Origin of the sequence: Paracoccus sp. (in: a-proteobacteria), assembly GCF_032007265.1 — a bacterium.
Taxonomy (GTDB): domain Bacteria; phylum Pseudomonadota; class Alphaproteobacteria; order Rhodobacterales; family Rhodobacteraceae; genus Paracoccus.
Genome location: NZ_DALZMB010000010.1, coordinates 1 through 22377, shown reverse-complemented (window position 1 = coordinate 22377; position 22377 = coordinate 1). Strand labels below are relative to the sequence as shown.

The 22377-nt window shown below is 58.0% G+C and carries 24 protein-coding genes, 2 pseudogenes and 1 other annotated feature; of the genes and pseudogenes, 17 read left to right on the top strand and 9 right to left on the bottom strand.

Going from position 1 to position 22377, the window contains the following annotated elements; translation table 11 throughout:
• The first annotated feature begins 148 nt into the window (after positions 1-148).
• Genes puuE through RTS12_RS03855 form a run of 3 tightly spaced genes read left to right on the top strand, consistent with a single transcriptional unit; the run spans position 149 to position 2684 of the window.
• Positions 149-1555, top strand: coding sequence for an allantoinase PuuE (puuE, locus tag RTS12_RS03865; RefSeq protein WP_312525687.1), 1407 nt, complete (start codon positions 149-151; stop codon positions 1553-1555).
• Positions 1555-1860 (top strand): putative quinol monooxygenase, encoded by a 306-nt coding sequence (locus RTS12_RS03860; protein WP_312525685.1) that lies wholly within the window; start codon positions 1555-1557, stop codon positions 1858-1860. The genes puuE and RTS12_RS03860 overlap by 1 nt, the downstream gene beginning before the upstream one ends.
• Positions 1857-2684 (top strand): bifunctional allantoicase/(S)-ureidoglycine aminohydrolase, encoded by an 828-nt coding sequence (locus RTS12_RS03855; protein ID WP_312525683.1) that lies wholly within the window; start codon positions 1857-1859, stop codon positions 2682-2684. Before RTS12_RS03860 ends, RTS12_RS03855 begins: the two co-directional genes overlap by 4 nt.
• A 211-nt stretch (positions 2685-2895) precedes the next feature.
• On the opposite strand, the gene RTS12_RS03850 is transcribed toward RTS12_RS03855, so the two are convergent.
• Together RTS12_RS03850 and RTS12_RS03845 are read right to left on the bottom strand one after the other, a co-directional pair.
• The gene (locus RTS12_RS03850; protein WP_312525681.1) at positions 2896-3300 is read right to left on the bottom strand and encodes a hypothetical protein; all 405 of its coding nucleotides are present in this window, start codon (positions 3298-3300) and stop codon (positions 2896-2898) included.
• A 457-nt stretch (positions 3301-3757) separates the two neighbouring features.
• Entirely contained in the window at positions 3758-4081 is a 324-nt protein-coding gene (locus RTS12_RS03845) for an ArsR/SmtB family transcription factor (protein WP_312525679.1), read from the bottom strand.
• A 48-nt stretch (positions 4082-4129) separates the two neighbouring features.
• On the opposite strand from RTS12_RS03845, the gene RTS12_RS03840 reads away from it, so the two are divergent.
• From RTS12_RS03840 to RTS12_RS03820, 5 genes are all read left to right on the top strand, one after another.
• Positions 4130-4948 (top strand): alpha/beta hydrolase, encoded by an 819-nt coding sequence (locus tag RTS12_RS03840; RefSeq protein ID WP_312525676.1) that lies wholly within the window; start codon positions 4130-4132, stop codon positions 4946-4948.
• 479 nt (positions 4949-5427) lie between these two features.
• The gene (locus RTS12_RS03835) at positions 5428-5742 is read left to right on the top strand and encodes a metalloregulator ArsR/SmtB family transcription factor (protein ID WP_312525674.1); all 315 of its coding nucleotides are present in this window, start codon (positions 5428-5430) and stop codon (positions 5740-5742) included.
• 2 nt (positions 5743-5744) lie between these two features.
• Positions 5745-6209 carry an SRPBCC family protein gene (locus tag RTS12_RS03830; RefSeq protein ID WP_312525671.1) on the top strand — a complete coding sequence of 155 codons (465 nt, stop codon included), beginning with the start codon at positions 5745-5747 and terminating at the stop codon, positions 6207-6209.
• Between the two features lie 29 nt (positions 6210-6238).
• Positions 6239-6655, top strand: a complete 417-nt coding sequence (locus RTS12_RS03825; protein ID WP_312525669.1) for a GFA family protein — start codon at positions 6239-6241, stop codon at positions 6653-6655.
• 492 nt (positions 6656-7147) lie between these two features.
• Entirely contained in the window at positions 7148-8161 is a 1014-nt protein-coding gene (locus RTS12_RS03820; RefSeq protein WP_312525667.1) for a LysR substrate-binding domain-containing protein, read from the top strand.
• A gap of 627 nt (positions 8162-8788) precedes the next feature.
• Here the strand turns inward: RTS12_RS03820 and RTS12_RS03815 are convergent.
• Positions 8789-9964 (bottom strand): alpha/beta fold hydrolase, encoded by a 1176-nt coding sequence (locus RTS12_RS03815; RefSeq protein ID WP_312525665.1) that lies wholly within the window; start codon positions 9962-9964, stop codon positions 8789-8791.
• Positions 9961-10941: an aldo/keto reductase gene (locus tag RTS12_RS03810; RefSeq protein ID WP_312525663.1), complete on the bottom strand. Its 981-nt coding sequence runs from the start codon at positions 10939-10941 to the stop codon at positions 9961-9963. Before RTS12_RS03810 ends, RTS12_RS03815 begins: the two co-directional genes overlap by 4 nt.
• 96 nt (positions 10942-11037) lie before the next feature.
• Here RTS12_RS03810 and RTS12_RS03805 point away from each other — a divergent pair, with 96 nt between their 5' ends.
• The 4 genes and pseudogenes from RTS12_RS03805 to RTS12_RS20780 all read left to right on the top strand — a co-directional run bounded on the left by RTS12_RS03805 (position 11038) and on the right by RTS12_RS20780 (position 15540).
• A complete protein-coding gene (locus RTS12_RS03805) occupies positions 11038-11880 on the top strand; it encodes a LysR family transcriptional regulator (RefSeq protein WP_312525661.1) in 843 nt (280 codons plus the stop codon).
• Between the two features lie 117 nt (positions 11881-11997).
• Positions 11998-13168 (top strand): annotated as a pseudogene (locus RTS12_RS03800) (integrase core domain-containing protein).
• Between the two features lie 797 nt (positions 13169-13965).
• Positions 13966-15270: pseudogene (locus tag RTS12_RS03795) on the top strand (IS3 family transposase).
• Positions 14307-14414: a sequence feature (AL1L pseudoknot), on the top strand. It overlaps the preceding pseudogene by 108 nt.
• Positions 15271-15312: 42 nt before the next feature.
• The gene (locus RTS12_RS20780; protein ID WP_409455664.1) at positions 15313-15540 is read left to right on the top strand and encodes a ClpX C4-type zinc finger protein; all 228 of its coding nucleotides are present in this window, start codon (positions 15313-15315) and stop codon (positions 15538-15540) included.
• A gap of 305 nt (positions 15541-15845) precedes the next feature.
• On the opposite strand, the gene RTS12_RS03790 is transcribed toward RTS12_RS20780, so the two are convergent.
• On the bottom strand, positions 15846-16511 hold the full coding sequence (locus RTS12_RS03790; RefSeq protein ID WP_312525659.1) for a winged helix-turn-helix domain-containing protein: 666 nt from the start codon (positions 16509-16511) through the stop codon (positions 15846-15848).
• A 72-nt stretch (positions 16512-16583) separates the two neighbouring features.
• On the opposite strand from RTS12_RS03790, the gene RTS12_RS03785 reads away from it, so the two are divergent.
• The 5 genes from RTS12_RS03785 to RTS12_RS03765 all read left to right on the top strand — a co-directional run bounded on the left by RTS12_RS03785 (position 16584) and on the right by RTS12_RS03765 (position 19544).
• Entirely contained in the window at positions 16584-16907 is a 324-nt protein-coding gene (locus tag RTS12_RS03785; RefSeq protein ID WP_312525657.1) for an NIPSNAP family protein, read from the top strand.
• Positions 16904-17266 (top strand): antibiotic biosynthesis monooxygenase, encoded by a 363-nt coding sequence (locus RTS12_RS03780; protein ID WP_312525655.1) that lies wholly within the window; start codon positions 16904-16906, stop codon positions 17264-17266. The genes RTS12_RS03785 and RTS12_RS03780 overlap by 4 nt, the downstream gene beginning before the upstream one ends.
• The gene (locus RTS12_RS03775) at positions 17259-17669 is read left to right on the top strand and encodes an amino acid-binding ACT domain-containing protein (protein WP_312525654.1); all 411 of its coding nucleotides are present in this window, start codon (positions 17259-17261) and stop codon (positions 17667-17669) included. The genes RTS12_RS03780 and RTS12_RS03775 overlap by 8 nt, the downstream gene beginning before the upstream one ends.
• Positions 17666-18415, top strand: coding sequence for a sulfite exporter TauE/SafE family protein (locus RTS12_RS03770; RefSeq protein WP_312525652.1), 750 nt, complete (start codon positions 17666-17668; stop codon positions 18413-18415). Before RTS12_RS03775 ends, RTS12_RS03770 begins: the two co-directional genes overlap by 4 nt.
• Before the next feature lie 382 nt (positions 18416-18797).
• Positions 18798-19544 carry a prephenate dehydrogenase gene (locus RTS12_RS03765; RefSeq protein WP_312525649.1) on the top strand — a complete coding sequence of 249 codons (747 nt, stop codon included), beginning with the start codon at positions 18798-18800 and terminating at the stop codon, positions 19542-19544.
• Positions 19545-19846: 302 nt separating this feature from the next.
• On the opposite strand, the gene RTS12_RS03760 is transcribed toward RTS12_RS03765, so the two are convergent.
• From RTS12_RS03760 to RTS12_RS03745, 4 genes are all read right to left on the bottom strand, one after another.
• Positions 19847-20218 (bottom strand): hypothetical protein, encoded by a 372-nt coding sequence (locus RTS12_RS03760; protein WP_312525646.1) that lies wholly within the window; start codon positions 20216-20218, stop codon positions 19847-19849.
• 104 nt (positions 20219-20322) lie between these two features.
• Positions 20323-21549 (bottom strand): tryptophan synthase subunit beta, encoded by a 1227-nt coding sequence (gene trpB / locus RTS12_RS03755; protein ID WP_312525643.1) that lies wholly within the window; start codon positions 21547-21549, stop codon positions 20323-20325.
• Positions 21550-21594: 45 nt separating this feature from the next.
• Positions 21595-22044 carry a GNAT family N-acetyltransferase gene (locus tag RTS12_RS03750; RefSeq protein WP_312525641.1) on the bottom strand — a complete coding sequence of 150 codons (450 nt, stop codon included), beginning with the start codon at positions 22042-22044 and terminating at the stop codon, positions 21595-21597.
• A partial coding sequence (locus RTS12_RS03745) for a phosphoribosylanthranilate isomerase (RefSeq protein WP_409455663.1) occupies positions 22041-22377 on the bottom strand: 337 nt, incomplete at its 5' end. The genes RTS12_RS03750 and RTS12_RS03745, both read right to left, overlap by 4 nt.

The following is a 22377-nucleotide window of genomic DNA, read 5'->3' as shown; positions in this document are numbered from 1 at the left end:
TTTCATGGCAGTTCAGGCCGGGATCCGCACACTTTATACAGAATATTGAGACAGAATTTAATTATCGCGACTTGCCGTAGAGGTCGTGACATGGTTCCTGCAAGAGAATGGCCCGCGATGCGGCCAAACTCCAAAAAGGATTCCGACGATGCGCTACAGCCGCGACATGCATGGTTATGGTGAGCAAACCCCCGATCCGAAATGGCCCGGCGGCGCAAAAATCGCGGTCCAGATCGTCATGAACTATGAAGAGGGCGGCGAAAACAGCCTTGAGCATGGCGACAGCGCCTCGGAGGGTTTCCTGTCCGAAATCATCGGCTGCCAGCCCTGGCCCGGCAAGCGTCACTGGAACATGGAATCGATCTATGATTACGGCGCGCGCGCGGGCTTTTGGCGCCTGCACCGGATGCTGAAGGATGTTCCGATCACGGTCTATGGTGTCGCCACGGCACTAGAGCGCGCGCCCGAACAGGTCGCTGCCATGCAAAAAGCGGGCTGGGAAATCGCGACCCATGGCCTGAAATGGATTGATTACAAAGACGTAGATGCCGCGGTCGAGGCAGATCACATCGCCAAGGCCATCAAGCTGCATACCGAAATCACCGGCGAGCGCCCCTATGGCTTCTATCAGGGCCGCACCTCGATGAACACGGTCGCGCTTGGCTGCGAAGAGGGCGGATTCGCCTATCTTGCCGATACGATTGCCGATGACCTGCCCTATTGGCACGTTCACAACGACAAGCCGCAATTGATGGTGCCCTATACGATGGACGCCAATGATATGCGCTTCTCCTCGGGTCAGGGTTTTGGCACGGGCGTTGAATTCTTTGACTATCTGCGCGACAGCTTTGACGTGCTTTACGCCGAGGGTCAGGCCGGCGCGCCCAAGATGATGTCGATCGGCTTGCACTGCCGCCTGATGGGTCGTCCGGGTCGCGCGATTGCGCTTCAGCACTTCCTTGAACATGCGCGCAGCCACGAGGGCGTTTGGTTCGCCACCCGTCTGGACATTGCGCGTCACTGGGCCAAGGTCCATCCCTATCAGGCCAAAGAGCGTCCCTCGCAGATGTCACGCGAAGATTTCGTGGCGAAATTCGGCTCGATCTATGAACATTCGCCCTTTATCGCCGAACGCGTCTGGGATGGTGAAATGGGCGCGGTGCATGACACGCCTTTGGGTCTGGCGCGTCGCATGGCGCAAATCTTCCGCGCCGCCTCGGATGAAGAGCGTCTGGGCGTGCTGAATGCGCACCCCGATCTGGCAGGCAAGCTGGCCGCAGCCAAGCAGTTGACCGCAGAAAGCACGGCCGAGCAGGCCAGTGCGGGCCTGGATGCCCTGACCGAAGAAGAGCGTGCCAACTTTAACCAGCTCAACTCGGAATATGTTGCCCGTCACGGCTTCCCCTTCATCATCGCGGTGCGCGACTATGACAAGGCCGGGATTTCAGAGGCGATGAAAACCCGCATCAACAATGACACCGCAACCGAGCGCGCCGAGGCCGAGCGTCAGGTCAGCCGCATTGGCGAGCTGCGCTTGCAGCAAATGCTAGGCTGATGCACGGGCTGATCGGGAAATTACGGGCACAGCCGGGCCAGCGCGATGCGCTGGCGGCAATCTTGCTTGATGCCAGCCAAAGCGGGATGCCCGGCTGCCTTAGCTATATCGTCGCGCGTGCCTGTGACCAGCCCGATGCCTTGTGGATCACAGAGATTTGGACCAGCGCCGCCGCTCATCAGGCTTCGCTGGACCTGCCCGCAGTCCAGGCGGCCATATTGCAGGCCCGCCCCCTGATCGCGGGCTATGACAGCCATATCATCACCGAGCCGCTGGCCGGCTTCGGTCTTCAGGAGCAACCATGACTAACGCCAAGAAGAACAGCTACGCTGGTCCTTTTGCCGGCCTGCCGCCGCAAAGCGATCTTTCGGTCGATACCGCCGTGTTCACCGATGCCTATGCCGTCATCCCCGCGGCCACGATGCGCGACATCGTCACCAGCTTCTTGCCGGGCTGGAAGAACATGCGCATGTGGGTCATCGCGCGCCCGATGTCAGGCTTTGCCGAGACCTTTAGCCAATATATCGTCGAGCTGGCCAAAGACGGTGGCTCGGATCGCCCCGAAGAGGACCCGACTGTCCAAGCGGCGATCTTTGTCACCGATGGTTCGATCGAATTGGACATCGATGGCAAGATCCATCAGCTGACCAGTGGCGGCTTTGCCTATATTCCCGCAGGCACGCCCTGGACCGTCAAGAACACCTCTGATCTGTCGCGCTTCCATTGGTGGCGCAAGCGCTGGCAGGCCGTTGAAGGTCTGGACAAGCCCGATGTCATCATCACCAACGAAAACGACATCACGCCGAATGCCATGCCCGATACCAATGGCTCTTGGGCGACCACGCGCTTCATGGATCCCAACGATCTGCGCCATGATATGCACATCACCATCGTCACCCTGACGCCCGGTGGCTCGATCCCCTTTGCAGAAACCCATGTCATGGAACATGGCCTGTTCGTGATTGAGGGTAAGGCAGTTTACCGCCTCAATCAGGACTGGGTCGAGGTTGGCCCGGGCGATTTCATGTGGCTGCGCGCATTCTGCCCGCAATGCTGCTATGCAGGTGGTCCGTCGAACTTCCGCTACTTGCTTTACAAAGACGTCAACCGTCACGCCAAAATGCTGTAAGAAAAGGGGCCAATCGGCCCCTTTTTTTTCGCCCAATACGGGAATCGTCTGTCCAGACAGCATCCCTGGCGCGGTTTCTGATCCAATTCAGAAGTTGCGCTTATTTATCGGCTGCCCCCATTCTGCCGCATCTTCCGCAGCAGATTGCAACCAATTTCAATACAGTAGTTGTTCTTTGAGTGGCTGCTCTGCGGGCGAAGCGGACGATTGCTCATTTGCGCTGAAGTATATCGTCATGAGCCTGATCCACGGCAAACCAAGCTGACAACTCAACTGGTTCCGGGTCTGGATTTTCCGCGATGATGAAATGAAATGACGGAGCAACCAAGGGCTCTGGTGGTGAAAGCCGAAGAGTCATGGAATGCGGCAACAGATCTACGACGAGTTCGCGATCTGAGATCGCTGCGCTGGGGTAACGCAAACTCAAGGCAGCCTCGTCCTCTGTCCCGACGACGACTAAGCTTCGACCGTCAGTCCACTCCTGTGCAACGAGACATTCGCCGCAGCAAGCGCTTCCATCTGATTCTGTTTCAAAAATCGCTTCAATCACCACGGATTGGACAATCGATCCGGCCTGAGTTTCAAGAAGAATTGCCGTGAGAGCTTTCGTGCTCATCCCGGCGGGTAGCCTGGGGACGAGGGGCACGTTCCGTAACGAAACATGGTCTGAGGTCAGGAACGGGCCAACTAGCTGCACGTGAAAAGTTATATTTCCGAGCTGCGTGGCTGAGATCAGCTTTTGCCGAACCTCTGACATAAGGAAACCCCATTCTTTCACGCTAGTCGCCACAAAAAAATGATTATTCGTTTAGGGGGTGACTTTCCGCAAGGGACACAAAGCATTGATCCACCGCACCGGCGGCGCGCGAAGACGACAGCTCTGCGGACAAGAAGGCGCCATTCGCCGCACTTGCAATATATACGCCCCTCCAAAACACGACTCGGCGTCCTGAAGGGCAGATAGCGGTCGCATATTGGCGACAGTAACAGGTGTGTTTACGGGATGAAGCACAAGTGCCCAGCGCATCAGCCGCGGGTTTCTAGGGCAGGCGACAGAAGGCCTCGACCTCGCCCTAGCCGCCCGTTGAAGCCGCAGAAATTTCACGGCTTAACCAGTTCAGATAGTCGCTGATCGCAGCTTCGTCCCGCTGGCAATAGGACCATTTCAAATGCTTGCGCACCGAAATGAAGCCGGCCTGACGGAGCATGTCGAGATGTCTACTCGCGGTGGGTTGTGAGACAGCCAAAGCCTCGGCAATCAGCGTCACGCAAACGCCGAACGCCTTCGGATCAGCTGAGCACTGATGGCTAAAGTGCTTCTCCGGCGCTGCCAAGAGCCGGAGGATGCATAGGCGCGGCACACTTGCCATGGCCCTGATTTGTGTTGATTTGTCCATTTTACGATCATATCGTTAATTAGCTATATGACAATATGGATATCCGCCATGCTGGATCTGCCGCATACCACGATCATCGAGGGCAATGCCGTGCGCTGGGGCAGGATCGGCGTCGGCCCTCCGCTGGTCGCGATCCATGGCACTCCGTTTTCTTCGCAGGTGTGGCGCAGGATTGTGCCCGAGTTCGCTGATCGCAGAACCATCTATTACTTTGATCTGGTGGGATATGGTCTGTCCGAGATGCGCGCAGGGCAAGATGTCTCGCTCGCTGTACAAAACAAGGTTCTTGTCGCCCTGTTTGCGGAGTGGGGGCTCGAACGCCCCGATGTTCTGGCCCATGATTTCGGTGGGGCGACGGCGCTGCGCGCGTGGTATCTGAACGGGCTGCGCTATGCCTCTCTGACGATCTTCGATGCAGTTGCTCTGGCGCCTTGGGGATCACCTTTCGTCCAGCATGTGCGCCAGCATGAAGCGGCATTCGCGGGGATGCCTGCGTATATGCACAAGGCGCTGCTGCGCGCCTATTTGCAGACGGCAGCGCATAAGCCATTGCCCGAGGACGCCATGGAAATCTATTGCGCGCCGTGGCATGGTCCGGTCGGACAGGCCGCCTTCTATCGGCAGATTGCCCAGATGGACCAGCGGTTCACGGATGAAATTGAAACGCTTTACAACCGCCTGGACTGCCCGACCACCGTACTATGGGGAGAGAAGGATGACTGGATTCCCTTTGAAAAAGGCGCAGAGCTAGCCGCCTTGATCTCGGGGCATCCTATGATACCGGTCCCTGATGCAGGCCATCTGGTCCAAGAAGATCGCCCCGAAGTTCTGGTGGCGGCAGTGCTGAAAGCCCTTGGCGCCAGCTGATGGTTCGCTTCGCGCCGCAAAACGACCGCAAGCCCCCGCCTTTGCGCCGTGCGTAGTGATATCGCACGGCTGAGCGCGAACCAGTTGGTATTGGCCTGAGCCGGGCCAGCTTCCACCCTCGAATATCCGATCGGCCTGCGCCGCACAGTCGCCCTCTCGACAGGTCACGATGCCAAAGCCGAAGCGCGTTTAGCATCGCCGCTTCCATCGAAACCAGCCTGATCAATCGCGGCACCCGCCATGCATGGCCGACAGCACGGCTTGGACATCAGTCCCTCTGGGGTGAGCGTGAACAATCAAAACGGCTGCAAGGATGCGGACGGTGGCGGCCTCTGATCTGATTTGCCAGATGCAGAGGTCGAAGCGTTGTCATGCCAGCATAGAATTCCTGCGGCCTTGACATGCAGGTATTTACCTGCATTAATGGTCATGCTACCGGGTTCACCTTGGCCCACTCAATCTCGCCAACAGGAAACGTTATGGATGCAGACAAGGTGTTCAAGGCATTGGGCGACCCCACCCGCCGCAAGCTGCTCGATCTCTTGTTCGAACAGAATGGCCAAACGCTGGGGCAGCTTTGCGCAAACCTCGATATGGCGCGGCAATCCTCTGCGCAACATCTTGGAATATTGGAAGAAGCCAATCTGGTAAGCACCAGGAAGCGTGGCCGAGAGAAGCTGCATTTCATCAACCCTGTGCCGCTTCATGAGATTTATGTGCGGTGGGTCCAGAAATTTGAAAATCAGCGGCTTGGCCTACTGCATGACCTGAAGAACGAACTCGAAGGAGAGTGATGATGACCAGGGAAACGACAAGCTTCGTCTATGTGACCTATATCGCCTCCACGCCGGAAAAAGTGTTCGATGCACTCATTAACCCCGATGTGACCCGGCGTTACTGGGGCCATGCGAATATCTCGGACTGGAAGGCCGGCGCGCCGTGGCAGCATGTCCGCGCCAATGACTCCGCCGCAATAGAGCTAGTGGGCGAAGTTGTAGAGATATCCCCACCCTCCCGTCTGGTCATCACATGGGCCAACGCATCGCAAGCCGCCGATCCGCACGCCTATAGCCGCGTGACGTTCGAGATCGAGGCATATGAGGACATGGTTCGGCTGACAGTGCTTCACGACGAGTTGGAGGCGGGTAGCGGCATGGCAAATGGCATCAGCAAAGGCTGGCCGCTGGTGCTTTCCAGCCTGAAGTCCCTGCTTGAAACCGGCGCGGGCCTTGATGTGTTCGCCAAACCCAAGTCGGCCTAATTCAGCCTCATAGGATAAGGAAATAGGTGATGATCGGAAGTTATTCCGGCGGCTGCGCCTGTGGTGCGATCCGCTACACCACAAGGGACAGGCCAATCTATCAGAACCATTGCCAATGTCTTGACTGCCAGAAAAGAAGCGGCACGGGCCATGCATCTTTCTTGACGTTTCCGAAACGCTCGTCTGTCACCATCACCGGGAGCGCAAGTTCTTGGCGCGTTGCGGGAGACAGTGGCAACGGGAAATTCCATTTCTTCTGTCCGACCTGTGGATCGCCGGTTTTCGTGATGTTCGAAGGCATGGCCGAGCTGATAGCTGTTCATGCATCCACGCTTGACGCGGCGGCTCACTTTTTGCCCGAAGCTGTGACCTACAGCTCGAGCGGCCTCTCTTGGGATTATATCGATCCAGTATTAGCCCGGTTCGAGAAGATGCCGGTGCTTTGATCTTCGCACCTCCGGCATGAGAGGCTGACGGTTGGATTGCACTAAAGCCGGACCCAAGCCGCAGGTCCGGCGCCGTCTCAGATGAACGACCGAGACATCTGCCGAAGTCGGCCCAGCCCGCCTATTCAGCGCATCGAGCGGCTCTTCAATGACGAACCCTGCCCGCGCCGTCTGACAGTCTGCCAGACTGCGACTGCCGCCCGCTCTTGGGCGGTTCTCATTCAACCTGACATAAGTTTTTCAGCTCTCTTATCAATCCTACGCGCCGCCTAGTGTCGGCGTTGATTGATCTTGTCCAGGGTGAGGAGACGAGCGGCCCCTCTGGGGCTTTCCCTTGGGTTTCGACCATCCAGCAGGCCGACATCTCGCAAAAGATGATCCGAAGAACGGTCTGTTAAATATCTGTTCTTTCGTGATAATATCGAATAAATTCTGATTGAAACGCGAAGAAATCTCCTCCGCAGCAGCAGAGCTGATCGACATAAGCGTGTCATGAAATTGCCCAAGATGACGGTTGGTTCGACACAACAAATGCGCTTGTTATCCTGTGAAATCCAATTCAATCTCGACATGAATGGATTAACAGGACTGATGCATATGGGCTGGAACTTGCCGCCTTTGAACGCCTTGCGTGCCTTCGAGGCCACGGCACGACTGGGCAGTTTTACTCTGGCAGCAGAAGAGCTGGGCATGACGCAATCCGGCGTGAGCTATCAGATAAAAATCTTAGAAGAGCGCGCGCATTCCCCGCTGTTCGTCAGGAAGCCCCGAGAGATTGCCTTGACAGAAGTCGGCAAACGCCTTGCGCCAGAAGCGACGATGGCAATGGCGCGTTTGGCAGAAGCGTGGCTCTCATTGCGCGAAGAACAGTCAGGCGTGCTGTCCATAACCAGCGTGCCGAGTTTCGCGTCCAATTGGCTCGCGGTTCATCTAGGTGGTTTCCAGCTGCTGCATCCGAAATTGGCAGTCAAAGTTGACACTGCCAGTCGTCTGATCGACTTCGATCAAGAAGATGTTGATATCGGTATTCGCACCGGATCGGGTGACTGGCCCGATGTCGCGAAGGACTATCTATTTGGCGCCGACCTTACTCCGATGATCAGCCCGACTTTGGCCGAACAGGTTGGTGGCATCCATGTCCCCGAGGATCTTTATAAAGTCCCCTGGTGCGGAGCTGAGAACCCTGGCTGGTCCAGCTGGTTTTCCAGTGTGGGTGTCGAGCTTGACCCCAAACGCATTATTCGCGGGCCGAGCCTGAGCATGCAGGTCTATGACGCCATTGGTGCCATCACCGATCAGGGTGCCGCTATCCTGACCGAGCATCTCTACCGTCCCTTCATCGCGCGACACCAATTGATACAGCCATTCAAAGCCATCAGCGGCAGCGAAAAGGCCTATTGGGTGGTGACCTCAAAAAACAAGGCTGCTGTGCCAAGGATAAAACTGATGCGGGATTGGCTGTTGAAAAGCACGGCTGAGATTAGGAAGTCCGAACAAAAGCTGTGAGTTCAGCTTCGCGCTTTACAACGATGCCTCCGCAGATTGGCATCGTCAGTTCACGCACTGCCCTGCCCCAGCTGAGGTGACCCTTCGTTAGGTTTAAGGAACGCTGAATTGAGAAAAGCACCCACGCAACCCAAAGCCGGCAATGGGTCCAGGAAAACGCGCCAGTTAGCGGTGCCGATGGATCAGGGTCTGTTCTGACCGCAGGCGATAAGAGGGATCGACCTGACTTGCCAGAAGGGATTTGTATTGAATGGACCGAACACCTTTGAAACTGATGAAATTGCTTATTTTTGGGGCCTCGGCTCTCACGTTGTCTGCGTGTGATACGTGGCCCCTAAATGGGCAGCCAATACCAGTCCTTTGAACGGCGCAGCCGACGGCCAATTGGGTCACATTGATGTGCGGGTGAATGAAAGACTGGGGGGGTGTCGACGGCAAAGCGGGCCGGGAAACCGCAGCTGATGGCTTGCATGCCAAATGGCAAGCATCGAGAACACCGCACCCGAACCTGATTTTGCCGACTGTCTTCAAAAGGCCGGGCGCGGCGGTGCCCGGCACCGGTCTTAACTGTCCGCTTCGGGCTGATGCTTCAGTTTGGCCCCCAGAGCGGCCGTCAATAGCTGTTGCCTATGAGACCGGTCTTAGGATTGAAATCGCCAATTCCTCGGGATGGGTTAAGGCGATCATATGGGGCGCATTTCCGATGACCTCGAATGTTCGCCTCGCACCGTAATTGAGCCGGTTCATAAGCGTAGGCGGCGTGGATTGGTCGCACTCTCCAGCAACGATACGGATCGGCGCCGTAATCTCCTTCAGCCTGCTATCGAGGGAAATTCCGGCCATGGCCCGCCATGCAGCACTCCAGTCAGACACGGATGCGCGGCGCAGGCAATTTCTAGCATAGCGCACCGGCCAGTCATTCACCGCTAAATCGTCGGCGCGAAACCAGCGGGTCAGGCTGGGGATGACTTGTGCTTCTATTCCCAAAGATTCAGCAGAACAGGCGCGTTGCTCGAAAGCGGGCAATGACCATGCAGTGGCTGCAATCACGGTCAGGTCCTTGACGCGGTCGGGCTGATGCAACGCAAATTCCAATGCAATCGATCCACCAAGCGACAGACCGACGATATGGGCAGAGGCCAATGCCAGACGATCCATCAGGTCCGCCACATCCTGCGCATAATGGCTCAGGTCGCCGACCTGCGGTGCAAACGCCGCTCGGCCAAACCCACGCAGATCATAGACGATAACGCGGAAATGCGGCACCAGAAGCGGAATGACACGCGACCACATTCGCCAATCAAGGCCAAGGGCGTGGAGCAAAATCATGGCTGGTTTTTCGCCACCGCTATCAAACAGGCATGTGTCGTGATCGCTTAAGGGAAACACCTTCGCGACCAGTAATTTCTCACCTTTTTCCTGCATCGCTTCGCGCGCGATGCGCAGCATGGTCAGCGCGCGTGGATAACCTGCATAGACAGAGACCTGCTCGACGCTGGCAATGATTTCCTCAGGCGCAAGGCCACAATCCAGCGCAAAGGCCAGATGGGTTCGCAACTGGGTCTCGCATCCCCCTATGGCCCCGAGCATGGCGATGGTTTCAAGTTCGCGTTCTCCATAGCCGAGCGAAGTCTGGCCGATGATCTTGCCAAAGGCATGAGCCACCAGACTCTCTGCTAACACTGGGGAATGCGCGCCGACAGACGCTAGGATGGCTTCCTGCATCTGACCCGTCATCCGTTTCATCGCGTGATCTCCGATCATGCGGGTTTGCTGTGCGCGAGGCATGGTATTGGCGCTCATACATTCACCCCTTTCATACCCTCGGCGGTATAGCGGTCGCCGGTGAAGCTGCCCGGCGCATAGGCTTGATCGAGCTTTGCGATGTCCTCGGCGGACAGGCGCAGGTTGGCGGCGGCGATATTCTGTTCCAGATAGCTGAGCCGCTTGGTACCGGGGATCGCCAGCACACCTTTGGCCAATACCCAAGCGAGGGACACTTGAGATGGCGTTGCCTCTCGCGCGTCGGCAATGGCGCGCAGGGCATCGAGACGCGCGGTGTTGGAGGCCAGATTGTCGCCTCCGAAACGGGGCATATTGCGACGAAAGTCATTCTCGGCAAGGCTGTCGCGGTCGAACGCACCTGACAGCAGGCCGCGCCCTAATGGGCTGTAGGCTACGAAGGCGACGCCCAATTCGCGGCAGGTTGGTAATACCTCGGCCTCCATGTCGCGCGTGGTCAGCGAATATTCGCTCTGCACGGCCGCCACGGAATGCACTAGATGGGCACGGCGCAGGGTATCGGCAGAAACTTCACTAAGCCCAATCCGCGCGATCTTGCCCGCTTGCACCAAATCGGCCAGCACCTGCATGGTTTCTTCGATAGGCCGCCCAGCTTCGGCGCGGTGAACGTAGTAGAGACCGATCTGCTCAACGCCCAAGCGTTTTAATGAGGCATCACAGGCCTGTCGGATATAGTCTGGGCTGTTGTCGATGGTACGCGTATATTCGCCCGGCGCCTTACGAATTCCGAATTTGGTGGCGATGAGGGCGTCCGGACGGCCCTGTTTGAGAAACTGCGCCAACAGGTCTTCGTTATGGCCATTCCCATACATGTCCGCTGTGTCGAACATCCTCACACCCAACTCATAGGCGCGGGCAAGAACGGCAAGCGATAGAGTATCGTCGCTTTCGCCATAGAATTCGGACATGCCCATGCACCCAAGGCCAAGCGCGGGTAGGTTCGGACCATCGGTTCCAATCGGAAGTGTGGGGATCATTGTCTTGCTCCTATTATTCGACCTATCCCTTCTCGCAAATGCGTGGCCTCATGAATATTGCATGACCTTGCACGCCATCTGTGCAATATTTATCAGATGAACTGGGATGATCTGCATGTGCTTGCGGTGCTGGACCGCGAAGGCTCGCTGGCGGGCGCGGCGCGGGTTTTGGGCGTCAACCATGCCACGGTATCGCGCCGGATTAGTGCGCTGGAAGAGAGTCTGGGACAAACGCTTGTTCGCCGCCTGGCGCGGTCCACATCCCTGACCGAGAAGGGTAAGGCTGTCGCCGGAATTGCCCGGGACATGGAACAAGGCGCGCAGCGGATCGAACGTCTGACGCATGCCGCGCAGGGCACGTTGACCGGGCGCGTGCGGCTAAGCGCGCCGCCAGTGCTTGTCAGCGAGGTCATCATCCCGGCCTTGCGTGATTTGCGCGCCGACCATCCCGACTTGCAACTCGTGCTTTCCGCCAACTCGCAGATCGCCTCGCTCGACAGTGGCCAGGCCGATCTGGCGGTGCGGATGGTAGAGCCGCAGGGTAAGCAGAACATTATCCGGCGTATTGGCACGGTTGAGTTTGCGCTTTATGCAACGCCGGACATCGCCAGGTTGCCACCGCAGCAATGGCGCTTCATCGCCTTCGATGAAACGCTGGCCCATGTGCCTCAGCAACGCTGGTTGGAGGAGTTTGCCGGAGATCGTCCGCTCGACCTGCTGACGGGGGATTTTCACAGCCAGCTTGCCGCAGCCCGAGCAGGTCTTGGTGTCGCGCTACTGCCATGTGTAATGGCGCAACCCTGCAAGGAACTGGTCCGGGTGGCTGGCGAGCAACCTTCGGCGCGGCCGGTGTGGATGGTGATCCATACTGATCTGAGACACGCCCCCGCCGTGCGCGCGGTCGCCAATATGCTGGTCGATGCAATGGGCAAGAACTGAATGGCACGCCAGCCGCACAATATGCGCTCGGCTTGCCTGCACTTTTGCAAGTGGCGCTAAGGGACCCTCCCCCAATCAAGTCGCCCGCCTTAATGTTTAGGACACGGAGGATCGAGAATGGCAAACGAGCGTCCGCATCCGGAAGAGATTGTGTCGAAATTGCGGCAGGTTGAGGTTCTGGTGGGGCAAGGGCCGTCACGTCTTGATGCAACCCGGCCGATCGGTGTTGTCGAACAAACCTATTACCGCCGGCGAGCGCGGAATGGGCCTTAGATCAGCTGACAGAACTGAAGTGGCGCCAGCAGGAGAATGAGCAGCTTAGACGTGCTGTTTCGGATCTGACGTTGGATAAGCCGATCCTGAGTGAGGCCGCGTGGGGCAGCGAAGGTCTGCGTCGGCGAACCTTCTGAGCCTCGCTCGCCGACGGGCCTGCATCGATCATGTCCGCAGTGAGCCCGAACGTTCCCGAGCGGCAAGCGCCTGCCAAGAGCTTCAGCAACATCGCTCCACGCCGCATAAGCTGCCGCGAGGGCAGGCTGCCGGGCGGCAGGTGAACGACAGGTCGATTGAGAGTTTATGGCAGTGGGACTGAGGAAGATCAGAAATCAGTCCGGGGGACTGTTTTCCCGACAAAGCTGAAAGTGCCTATAAAACAACCGAAGAAGGGAAGGCTGTGGCTGAATGACGGATCATATATCCGGTTGCGGCCGGGATACTGCGATCATGTCTGGCCGTATGATTTTGTTCATTGCCGCGCCGATGACGGCATTCGTCCATTGTCCTCGGACCAATTGTGGCAAAGGTCTCATTATTCCGCACGCTGAGCATTCTCGAATGGTTCAGCCGCGAATGTCTGACGAACAAAGTCCGGCGCAAGCTGAATTCGACAGATGTAATCGATGCACTGACCGACCTGTTCACCTTGCGCAGCGTTCCCGCTTTTCATTCGTTCCGACAATGGGCCGCTCGCAATTAGGCTCGGACCCATGGCGCCTTCAATGACTCGCTTCACCGCCCTGATTGCCCGGGACTGGATCAGCGCCGTCGGCGCGAAAACGGCTTACATCGAGCCCAAATCGCCTTGGGAGAACAGCAATTGCGAGAGCTTCAACGTTCGCTTTGGCGATGAAATGCTGAACGGGAAAGTCTTCCATAGCCTCCGCGAGGCACAGATCCTGATCGAACAGTGGAGGAAGCACTACAGAAATGCCCCCACAGCGCATTGGGCTATCGCCCGTCGGCGCCGGAAACCATCGTCCCGATGGACCAAAGGCCGGTGATCCACTAACTTTTAAAACGGACCACTCAGGTGGGGCTGATCAGCGACTTAAGCTCTGATGTCCAGCGTTTAACGGAAAGGAAAATCCGGCAGCTCTATGCGTGACCGACCAGCATTATTGGTGATGGACTCATGGCCAATCTATTTTAATCACACATAATCAGTGTGTTGACCCAGCGCCAATGAGAGGGAGAGGCAACTCTGGTGATCAAAATGGAAAATCTATCTGCCTCTTTTCACGGGATGGCAAGGATCAGTAATCTTTGCCTTTTGGCAACGAAATTTCCCATTTTTTTTAGTGACACCCGATACGGATGACACGAAGCTCTTGTCTGTTTGCTTATATAGGGTTGCCTAGCCGGGAGCCCGAAAAAGCCGGAACGAGGCCGGCTCTGATCCTCTTGCGAATGAGCCCGACACAGTGCATTTGATGGTTTCGCCTCAACTACGGCGGCGCTGTCGGCGCGATAGACTGCTTCAGGTCGACAGCGTCAGGCGCTGACCTGATGTGAGATCTTGGTTAGCGATCCCCGTCCTCAACCTCGCCCAATTGATCAATGACGAACGCCATCAGTTCTGCCGATATGTGTAAATAGCTGCGCGTTTATGCGCCACTGCACAGCCCAGTTTGTCATGCGAAGCTGTAATGCGCCTTGCCAGTGACTACGCTCGATCTGCTCTCGCACTCTAGGACATCTGGGCTCTTCTTCCCATTTCCTTACCCGGAGATTGATGCGTGTATTACAGACAACGTGACCTGCGCCGGGTTAGCCGGAGGCTCCAACTCCTGAGTAATGTGGAGCATCATGAGCAAGACAACGAACAGGTTTTCGCTTCGCGGTCCTACGGTTCCCCTGAGTTTCGCGCGCGAGCGGTTCGGATGGTTCCCGACAATGAGGGTCAGCAAAGCTGGCGCTGGCAATCGGTGATGTCGATCGCGGCGAAGATTGGCTGTGCACCCCAGACCTTGAACGACTGGGTCAAGAAGACCGAGGTCGACCGCGGCAAGCGCCGGGTGTTTCCAGCGAGATGTCGGATCGCCTGAAGGCGCTGGAACGTTAAACCGGGAACTGCGCCAGGCGAGCGAGATCCTTCCTAAGGCGTCAGCGTATTTTGCGATGATTGAAGGCGATGCGGCACCGCTTCGAGCATTGCCGGAGGTGCTCGACCGCCGGTCGAAGTGATGGTGGGTTTCATCGATGCCCATCGGGGCACACACGGTCTAGCCGATCTGCAGCCTTCTGCCGATTGCCCGTCCACCTATTACGATCATCTGGCCAGGAGAGCCGATCCTGCATGATTGTCAGATCGGGCACGCTGGGACGCAGCATTGCAGCCAGAGATTCGGTGTGTGTTCGACGTAGACTATCAGGTCTATGGCATGCGCAAAGTCTGGCGACAGCTGCGCCGTTGGCCGGTTGATGAAGAGCATGGGCATTCAGGGCGTTATCAGGGGAAGTCCGCATCGGACAACGATCCAAGACAAGAAGCAGCCTTGCCCACTGGATAAGGTGAACCGCTAGTTCCAGGTGTCTGCACCGAATATGTTGTGGGGTCGTTCATTCTGGCATCATTGCTCCGAGCCCAATGGACGACGACTTCACTTATGTCGCGACCTGGAGGGGCTTCGCTTACGTTGCTTTCGTCATCGATGCTTATGCCCGCAAAATCGTCGTCTGGCGGGTCAGCACCACGGCCCATGCCGGGTTCGTTCTCGATGCCTTCGAACAAACTGTCCATCACAGGCGGTCCATGTCAGGCTGCCGACCAAAGGGATGGTGCTTGTTCATCATAGCGACAGAGGATCCCAATATCTGGCCATTCGCTACAGTGAGTGGCTGGCAGAAGCAGGCATCGAGCCATCGCTCGGCAGCGTCGGTGACAGCGATGACCACGCCCTCGCCGAGACGATCAACGGTCTATTCAAGGCGGAGGTTATCCATAGGCGCGGGCCGTGACAGAACTTCGAAGCTGTCGAATATGCCACTCTGGAATGGGTCGACTGGTTCAACAGCCGCCGCCTGCTCGAGCTGATCGGGAACACACCCCCAGCCGAAGCAGAGGCCAATTTCTATGCGGTTCTGGAAACTGAAGCCAGGGCCGCGTACTAACCGTAATCAGCCTTCGGCAAACCCGGGGCGGTTCATTACCCCATCTCCCTGAGAGAAAGAGTTCAGGCGGCGTGTCGTCTTCTGCTCGGACGGGGGGACAATGGGGTTATATGCAGTTTTTGCGGTCGATCGCGTATTTCTGGCGAAACGATTGTAGCAGGGCCGGGCGTCGCCATCTGCGGATCGTGCAGCTACCTCGCTCTCGACGATGTTGCAACGCAAAGCGATTCCAAGGGACCCAAGGAATACAGGGCTGATGCCCCTTCTTGAGCCCATGTGCCTGCTACCTGCACGCAGAGAGAGGCTTGCGACAGATCTTGCAGCTGCTGCGGCAACCGTCCCATGCCAATTGATTAGCTGGTCTTATAATTGCGGTTCCCGAACAGGTGATTATCTGAGCGTTCGTGTGGTCTTCCCTGAAAATATGTCAAGTGAGCTGGTTCACGAGCAATTTCGCACTGCTTTCCGTGGCCTGTGAACATCCGCTAAGGGCTCCTTACGTCGGTCCTTACGGCTCGCCGCCGCAGCAGCACTGGGCCAAGCTGCGGCGGCTGCCATGCGGGAAAAGCTGCCGGTCAGCGCAGCCAACCTTCAAAGCTCCGCTCTCCCTCCGCGGTGAAACTGATGATGCGGGAGGCGGGCAATCGCCGCGCCCATGATCTGGCAATCAGATGGTCCAATATGGCCTTACCTAGCCGCCCGGCCAGATGCTGTCGTCGCTGGCTCCAGTCGAGGCAGGCACGGCACAGGGGGCGATTGCTTAGCGGAAGGGCCTCGATATCCAGACCAATTTCAGCCAGCTTATCCCTGCCGTAATTGGTCACGTTGAGATCATCCGCCAACCATTCACCCGCCAGCATCTGCTCGAAAAGCCGGACGCCCATCTCTCCGGCCAGATGATCATAGCAGATGCGAGCCTTGCGCAGGGCCGGATCACGCGGGCCGGTTCGCATCGGGGGTGCAGCATCGCTGGAAAACACCATCAGCGCCTCAAGCAGACTGGCAACATGAGGGCCCGCTAAGCGGAAGTAGCGGTGCCTCCCCTGCGCCTCGACCACCAGCACCTCTCCATCCACCAATTTAGCAAGGTGAGAGCTGGCGGTTTGCTTGGTGATACCACCAAGGCCCGAAAGTTCGGTCGCGGTCAGGGCGCGTCCATCCATCAACGCAATCAGCATCGCGCAGCGCGCAGGATCAGCCACAAGGGCGGCAACACGGGCGATATCAGGACCTTCTCTCATGGTTCGATCCTAATCGAACCATTCGCTGCCGCCAATCGGGTAGGTCTGGCGTCAGCAAGAAAGGCCAAGCCCATGATTACCTGCGTCATCACCTATGACATCGACCCGAACCGGCGCGAACTCTTCGCGCAATACGCCCGCAACTGGGGTGAATGCAGCCCGCGCTGCGGCGCCGATCTGATCGGCTATTTCGCCCCGCATGAAGGATCGACCTCGACAGCCTATGGCATTTATTCGTTGCCCTCATTGGCAGAATACGAGGCCTATCGCGCAAGATTGGCGGCAGACCCGCTGGGACGCGAGAACTATGAATTCGCCAAACGCGAGGGCTTTATCCGCCGTGAAAGCCGCCTGTTTGTCAAACTGGCCTCGGCCCCGCATGGAGAGCGCGCATGATCGCGGTCATCTTCGAGGCTTGGGTTCCCGGAGGGGCGCATGCCGAATATCTCGATCTGGCGGCTGAACTGCGCCCGCTGCTGGCGGATCTCGATGGTTTTATCTCTATCGAACGGTTCCAGAGCCTGACAAATCCCGGCAAGGTTCTGTCGCTGTCCTTTTGGCGCGACGAGGCGGCGGTCTCAGCATGGCGCAATCTGCCGGAACATCGGCGCGTGCAGGCCGCTGGCCGCGATCATGTTTTTGCCGATTACCATCTGCGTATCGCTGCGGTAACGAGGGACTACAGCATGACCGCCCGCACTGAGGCTCCGACCGACAGCCGCGCGATCCACAAAGATACCTCCGATCATGTTTGACCTTGAGTTTCATCTGGAAAACCGTCCCGGTGCGCTGGCAGAACTTGGCGAGGCAATGGGACGCGCCGGGGTCCCGTTCGAAGGTGGCGGGGTTTTCGGCGCCGGGGACCGGGCCATCGCACATTTCCTGTTCCGTGATGGCGAGGCCGCAGCCCATGCCGCGCGCAATGCCGGGATCACGGTCGCGGCGATCCGCACACCGATCATCCGCAGGTTAAAACAAGGCACTCCGGGCCAGCTTGGCGCGATCTCTCGTGCGCTCGCGGTGGCTGGGGTCGACATCCTTGTGCAATATTCTGATCATCACAACCAGCTCGTGTTGATCTGCGATCAGGAGGATCTGGCGCGGCGGGCGACAGAGGAGTGGTCCGACGGGGGCAAGATTCGGACAGCTGTGCAATGAGCGATATATCTTTTCCGGCCCTCGTGCTGATCCTCGTGACCTTCTTTGCAGCCGGCGCCGTCAAGGGCGTGACCGGCATGGGGCTGCCAACGGTGGCCATGGGGGTTCTGGGCGCTCTTTTGTCGCCTCTCCATGCGGCGAGCCTGCTGATCGTGCCGTCCTTCGTCACCAATCTATGGCAGCTGCTGGCAGGGCCAGCGTTGCGTCCTGTTCTGCGGCGGTTCTGGCCGATGATGCTAGCAATCTGCGCGGGCACCGTGCCGGGGGCAGCATGGCTTGCTGGCGGAGATGCGGACGTGGCGCGGTCGCTTCTGGGAGCAGCTCTGGTGATCTATGCCGGATACAGCCTGTTTGCGCGGCAGCTCTCGGTTCCATCGCGGATGGAACCCGTGCTGTCGCCGATTATCGGTGCAATAACCGGTCTGGTCAGCGGTGCGACCGGCGTCTTTGTCATCCCTGCCGTGCCCTATCTGCAATCGCTTGGCCTGTCGAAGGATGATCTGGTTCAGGCGCTCGGGCTGTCGTTCACGGTGTCGACGGTGGCACTCGCCCTCGCCCTTGGTGCGCATGGGGCATTTTCCGTAGGCATCATAGGGCTGTCGCTGGTGGCGCTTATGCCAGCGCTGATCGGCATGTGGGCGGGACAGAAGCTCCGCAACCGCATCTCATTTGTGACGTTTCGACGGTTGTTTCTCGGATTTTTGCTGCTGCTTGGGGCAGAGATGGCGCTTCGTCCCTTGCTATAGGGGGCGGTCATTCTGAGTGGTGACGCGAGGCAAGACAGGCAAAGCCGCTCACTGGCATTGGGACCGCAGGAACCTGATTGGGGCAACTTGTCATCAGGCTGCGACCCGAAGCTATGGGCTCCAAGCGTCGGTCCTGACGGCTTGCACCCGCCAGCGGCACCGGGCCAAGCGAGCGCGGACTGCTCTGCGAGAGGAAGCGAACATTGACGGCATATCGAAAGCAGCCTAGTGAGTACCCCATGACATCAAGCGTCCGCCTCTTTTCTGCGTCGTATTACCCGCTGCCTTAGGTAGCGGAGCATCTTGTGTTTGCCGCTGCTTCCTGCCAGCGGTCCTTCATCTTTCACATGAACCTCTGGCCCGTATTGACTGGATCAGGTTTATGTTTCCCACTCCCCCATCAATCGCCATCATTGGCTTCGGTTCGTTCGGGCGTCTCTTGGCGGAATTGCTCTCGGCCCATGCGCCTGTCTCGGTCTGCGATAGATCCGATGAGGCATTGCAGGAGGCTGAAAAGCTCGGACTACAAACCACCGATGTCGTAGACGTGTCAGCCGACATCGTAATTCTGGCTGTCCCGGTGCAAAAACTGGGTGAGTGTCTGCGAGAGATTTCGCCTCAGCTTCGCCCTGGACAGCTCGTGGTTGATGTCTGCTCGATCAAGGAAGAACCCGTCCACCTGATGATGAAATCCGTTCCGGAATATGTGGAAATACTTGCAAGTCACCCGATGTTCGGGCCGAAGGCCGCACGAAATGGGCTGTCGGGTTGTCAGATCGTGCTTTGCCCTATCAGAGGCGAAAAGTGGCGGGCCCTCGTGGCATTCCTGCGACTGATGCGCTTTAATGTTTTTATCACCACCCCAGAGGAGCATGATCGTCAGGCCGCAATGACGCAGGGGCTAACGCACCTGCTGGCGCGGGCGGTCGCCTCAATCGGACCGCGTCCGAAGATCCGCACACCGAGCTACGATTTGATCGCTGAGGCGCTGGCCATGGTTGCCAATGACGGGCCCGAACTTTTCGAGGCTGTGACGCTGCGCAACAGGCATGTCAGCCCAATCCGCGACATCCTGCTAAGTAACCTTTCATGCGAAACCAGGAAAACCGAAGGTATAAACCCGGACTGAGGCAAGGACTGCGCCGCGGGATGATGCAAGTGATCTCACTGAGCCTGTCGAAGATTGCTGAGCGTGGAATGAACGCTAAGTTCGGGGCTAATCTTCTGTCAGTCATACGGCAGATGAGGGCTCGAAGCGCCTGCAGCATTCGAATGCCTACGGGTGTTGAAAATCAGTGTGAACGGGCGCGAATTATCTGAGAACTTACAGCGCAGGCGCTGCGCGCTTTGCGCCGAGCTTAGGCTGGATGCCAACGAAAAAGCCGGCGCTGTTGCGCCGGCCTGCTTGAAATATGCCGAGGTGCAAAAGGATCAGTTCCCCGAAGGAGCGCCAAGGTTCATGAAGTCGACATAGGCGCCGCCTTCACCGGAATTGCCATCTACGGTGATCAGCTTGCCGTCAGCTTCGTTATAAATCAGTTCGATCGACTTGCCTTCCTTGCTGCCAGTCGCCTTGATTTTGCCATCAGCGCGCGAGACGTTGATGTCAGTCAGGCCCTTGGCCGTCAGGAAATCCTTGACCTGAACATCGCTTAGTCCCTGGGCGGACAGCGGTACCGCATCAGCTGGTACGGTGGTTTCGGTGACAGTGGTCGTTTGTGCAAAGGCCGCCCCCGCCAGTAGCGCAGAAATAACACCTACTTTGGCAACCGTGGCAGCGAGGGTAAGGGGGTTCTTCAGCATGGCTTGCTCCATTTGCATGAGATACCCATCCAACACACAAGAAAGCATGCAGTTTCCCCCCTCACACAGTCGTGATCTGCCGCGCCGAGCGCGGCAGAGCAAGGTCAGGCGGTGATTTCGACGCCCATATGCTTGGCGACGGTGAAGATATCCTTGTCTCCACGCCCCGAGAGATTGACCACCATCAGGTGATCCTTGGGCAAGGTCGGTGCCAATTTCTGAACATAGCCAAGCGCATGGCAGGGCTCGAGAGCGGGGATGATGCCCTCGGTCTCGCAAAGCAGCTGGAATGCACCCAATGCTTCGGTATCGGTTGCGCTGACATATTCCGCACGGCCCTGCTCCTTGAGCCAGGCATGTTCAGGACCGATACCAGGATAGTCCAGACCAGCCGAGATCGAATGCCCTTCCAGGATCTGCCCCTCGGCATCCTGAAGCAGATAGGTGCGGTTGCCGTGCAGCACGCCGGGGCGGCCGCCCGACAGGCTGGCGCAATGCTCCATGCGTTCATCGACGCCCTTGCCACCCGCCTCGACGCCGATAATGCGCACCGAGCGGTCGTCAAGGAAGGGATGGAACAGCCCCATCGCATTCGAGCCGCCGCCAATGGCTGCGACCACGCTGTCAGGCAAACGGCCCTCTTGCGCCATCAGCTGAGATTTCGTCTCGCGACCGATGATCGACTGGAAGTCGCGAACCATCGCCGGATAGGGATGCGGACCAGCAACCGTACCGATGCAATAGAAGGTATCGCGCACGTTGGTGACCCAGTCACGCAGCGCATCGTTCATCGCATCCTTCAAGGTGCCGCGCCCAGAGGTGACCGGTACGACCTCGGCGCCCAGCAGACGCATGCGGAACACGTTGGGGGCCTGACGCTCGACATCGGTTGCGCCCATATAGACGATGCATTTCAGACCAAAGCGCGCACAGACGGTTGCAGTGGCCACGCCATGCTGACCCGCACCGGTTTCAGCGATGATCCGGGTCTTGCCCATACGACGCGCCAGCAGGATCTGGCCAAGCACGTTGTTGATCTTGTGGCTGCCGGTATGGTTCAGCTCTTCGCGCTTAAGATAGATTTTCGCGCCGCCCAGATGTTCAGTCAGACGAGGTGCGAAATACAGCGGCGAGGGACGACCGACGTAATGCTCCCACAAATCATCCATCTCGGATTTGAAGGCGGGATCGGTCTTGGCGCGCTCATATTCCTGTTCGAGGTCAAGGATCAGCGGCATCAGGGTTTCGCTGACAAAGCGCCCGCCGAAAATGCCGAAACGACCCTGTTCATCGGGTCCGGTCATGAAGCTGTTCGCGAGATCATCCGCCATAGCGCTATCCTGTCTTGAATTTCCGGCGCGCCGCATCGCGCAAACCTAAAGAGATTTCTTATATCCGATATGGGAAGGGGTAAAGCCAAGGCGCTGATAGAAACGATGCGCATCACTACGGCTTTTGTTGGAGGTGAACTGCAAAACGCTGCATCCCGCAGCCTTTGCCCGCGTTTGGGCATCTTCAACCAGCAAAGCACCGATGCCCTGCCCGCGCAGATCTTGCGCCACCCGCACCCCCTCGATCTGGGCGCGGCGGCTGGCATTCAGCGACAGGCCGGAAATAAAGGTGATCTGATAACAGGCAAGAATTTCACCACCGCGATCGGCAACGATCAGATGGTTCGCCCCCTCACGTTCCATTGCCTCGAATGCCGCAAGATAGCGCGCCAAATCGCCCAGCTCGCGCCCCTGCCCCAAAGCATCGTCGCGCAAAAGTGCCACGACCGCGGCGACATCATCCGCCACCGCGTCGCGCCAGATCACACTGCTCATTGGGGATTGGCCGCCCGTACAAAGGCGCGGATTTTGGCATGATCCTTGACGCCGGGCGCGGCCTCGACCCCCGAGGAGACATCAACCCCCTGCGCCCCGGTCAGCCTAATGGCCTGAGCAACATTCTCGGGCGTCAGCCCCCCGGCCAAAAGCCAGGGTTTCAGCCAGCGCCGCCCCACCAGCAACCGCCAATCAAAGGCAAGACCGTTGCCGCCCGGCAGATCGGCGTCAGGGGCGGGCTTGGCATCGACCAGCAACAGGTCGGCAACCAAGCCATAATCCCACAGCTGATCCAGATCCTCGGGACCGGCCACGCCCACGGCCTTCATCACG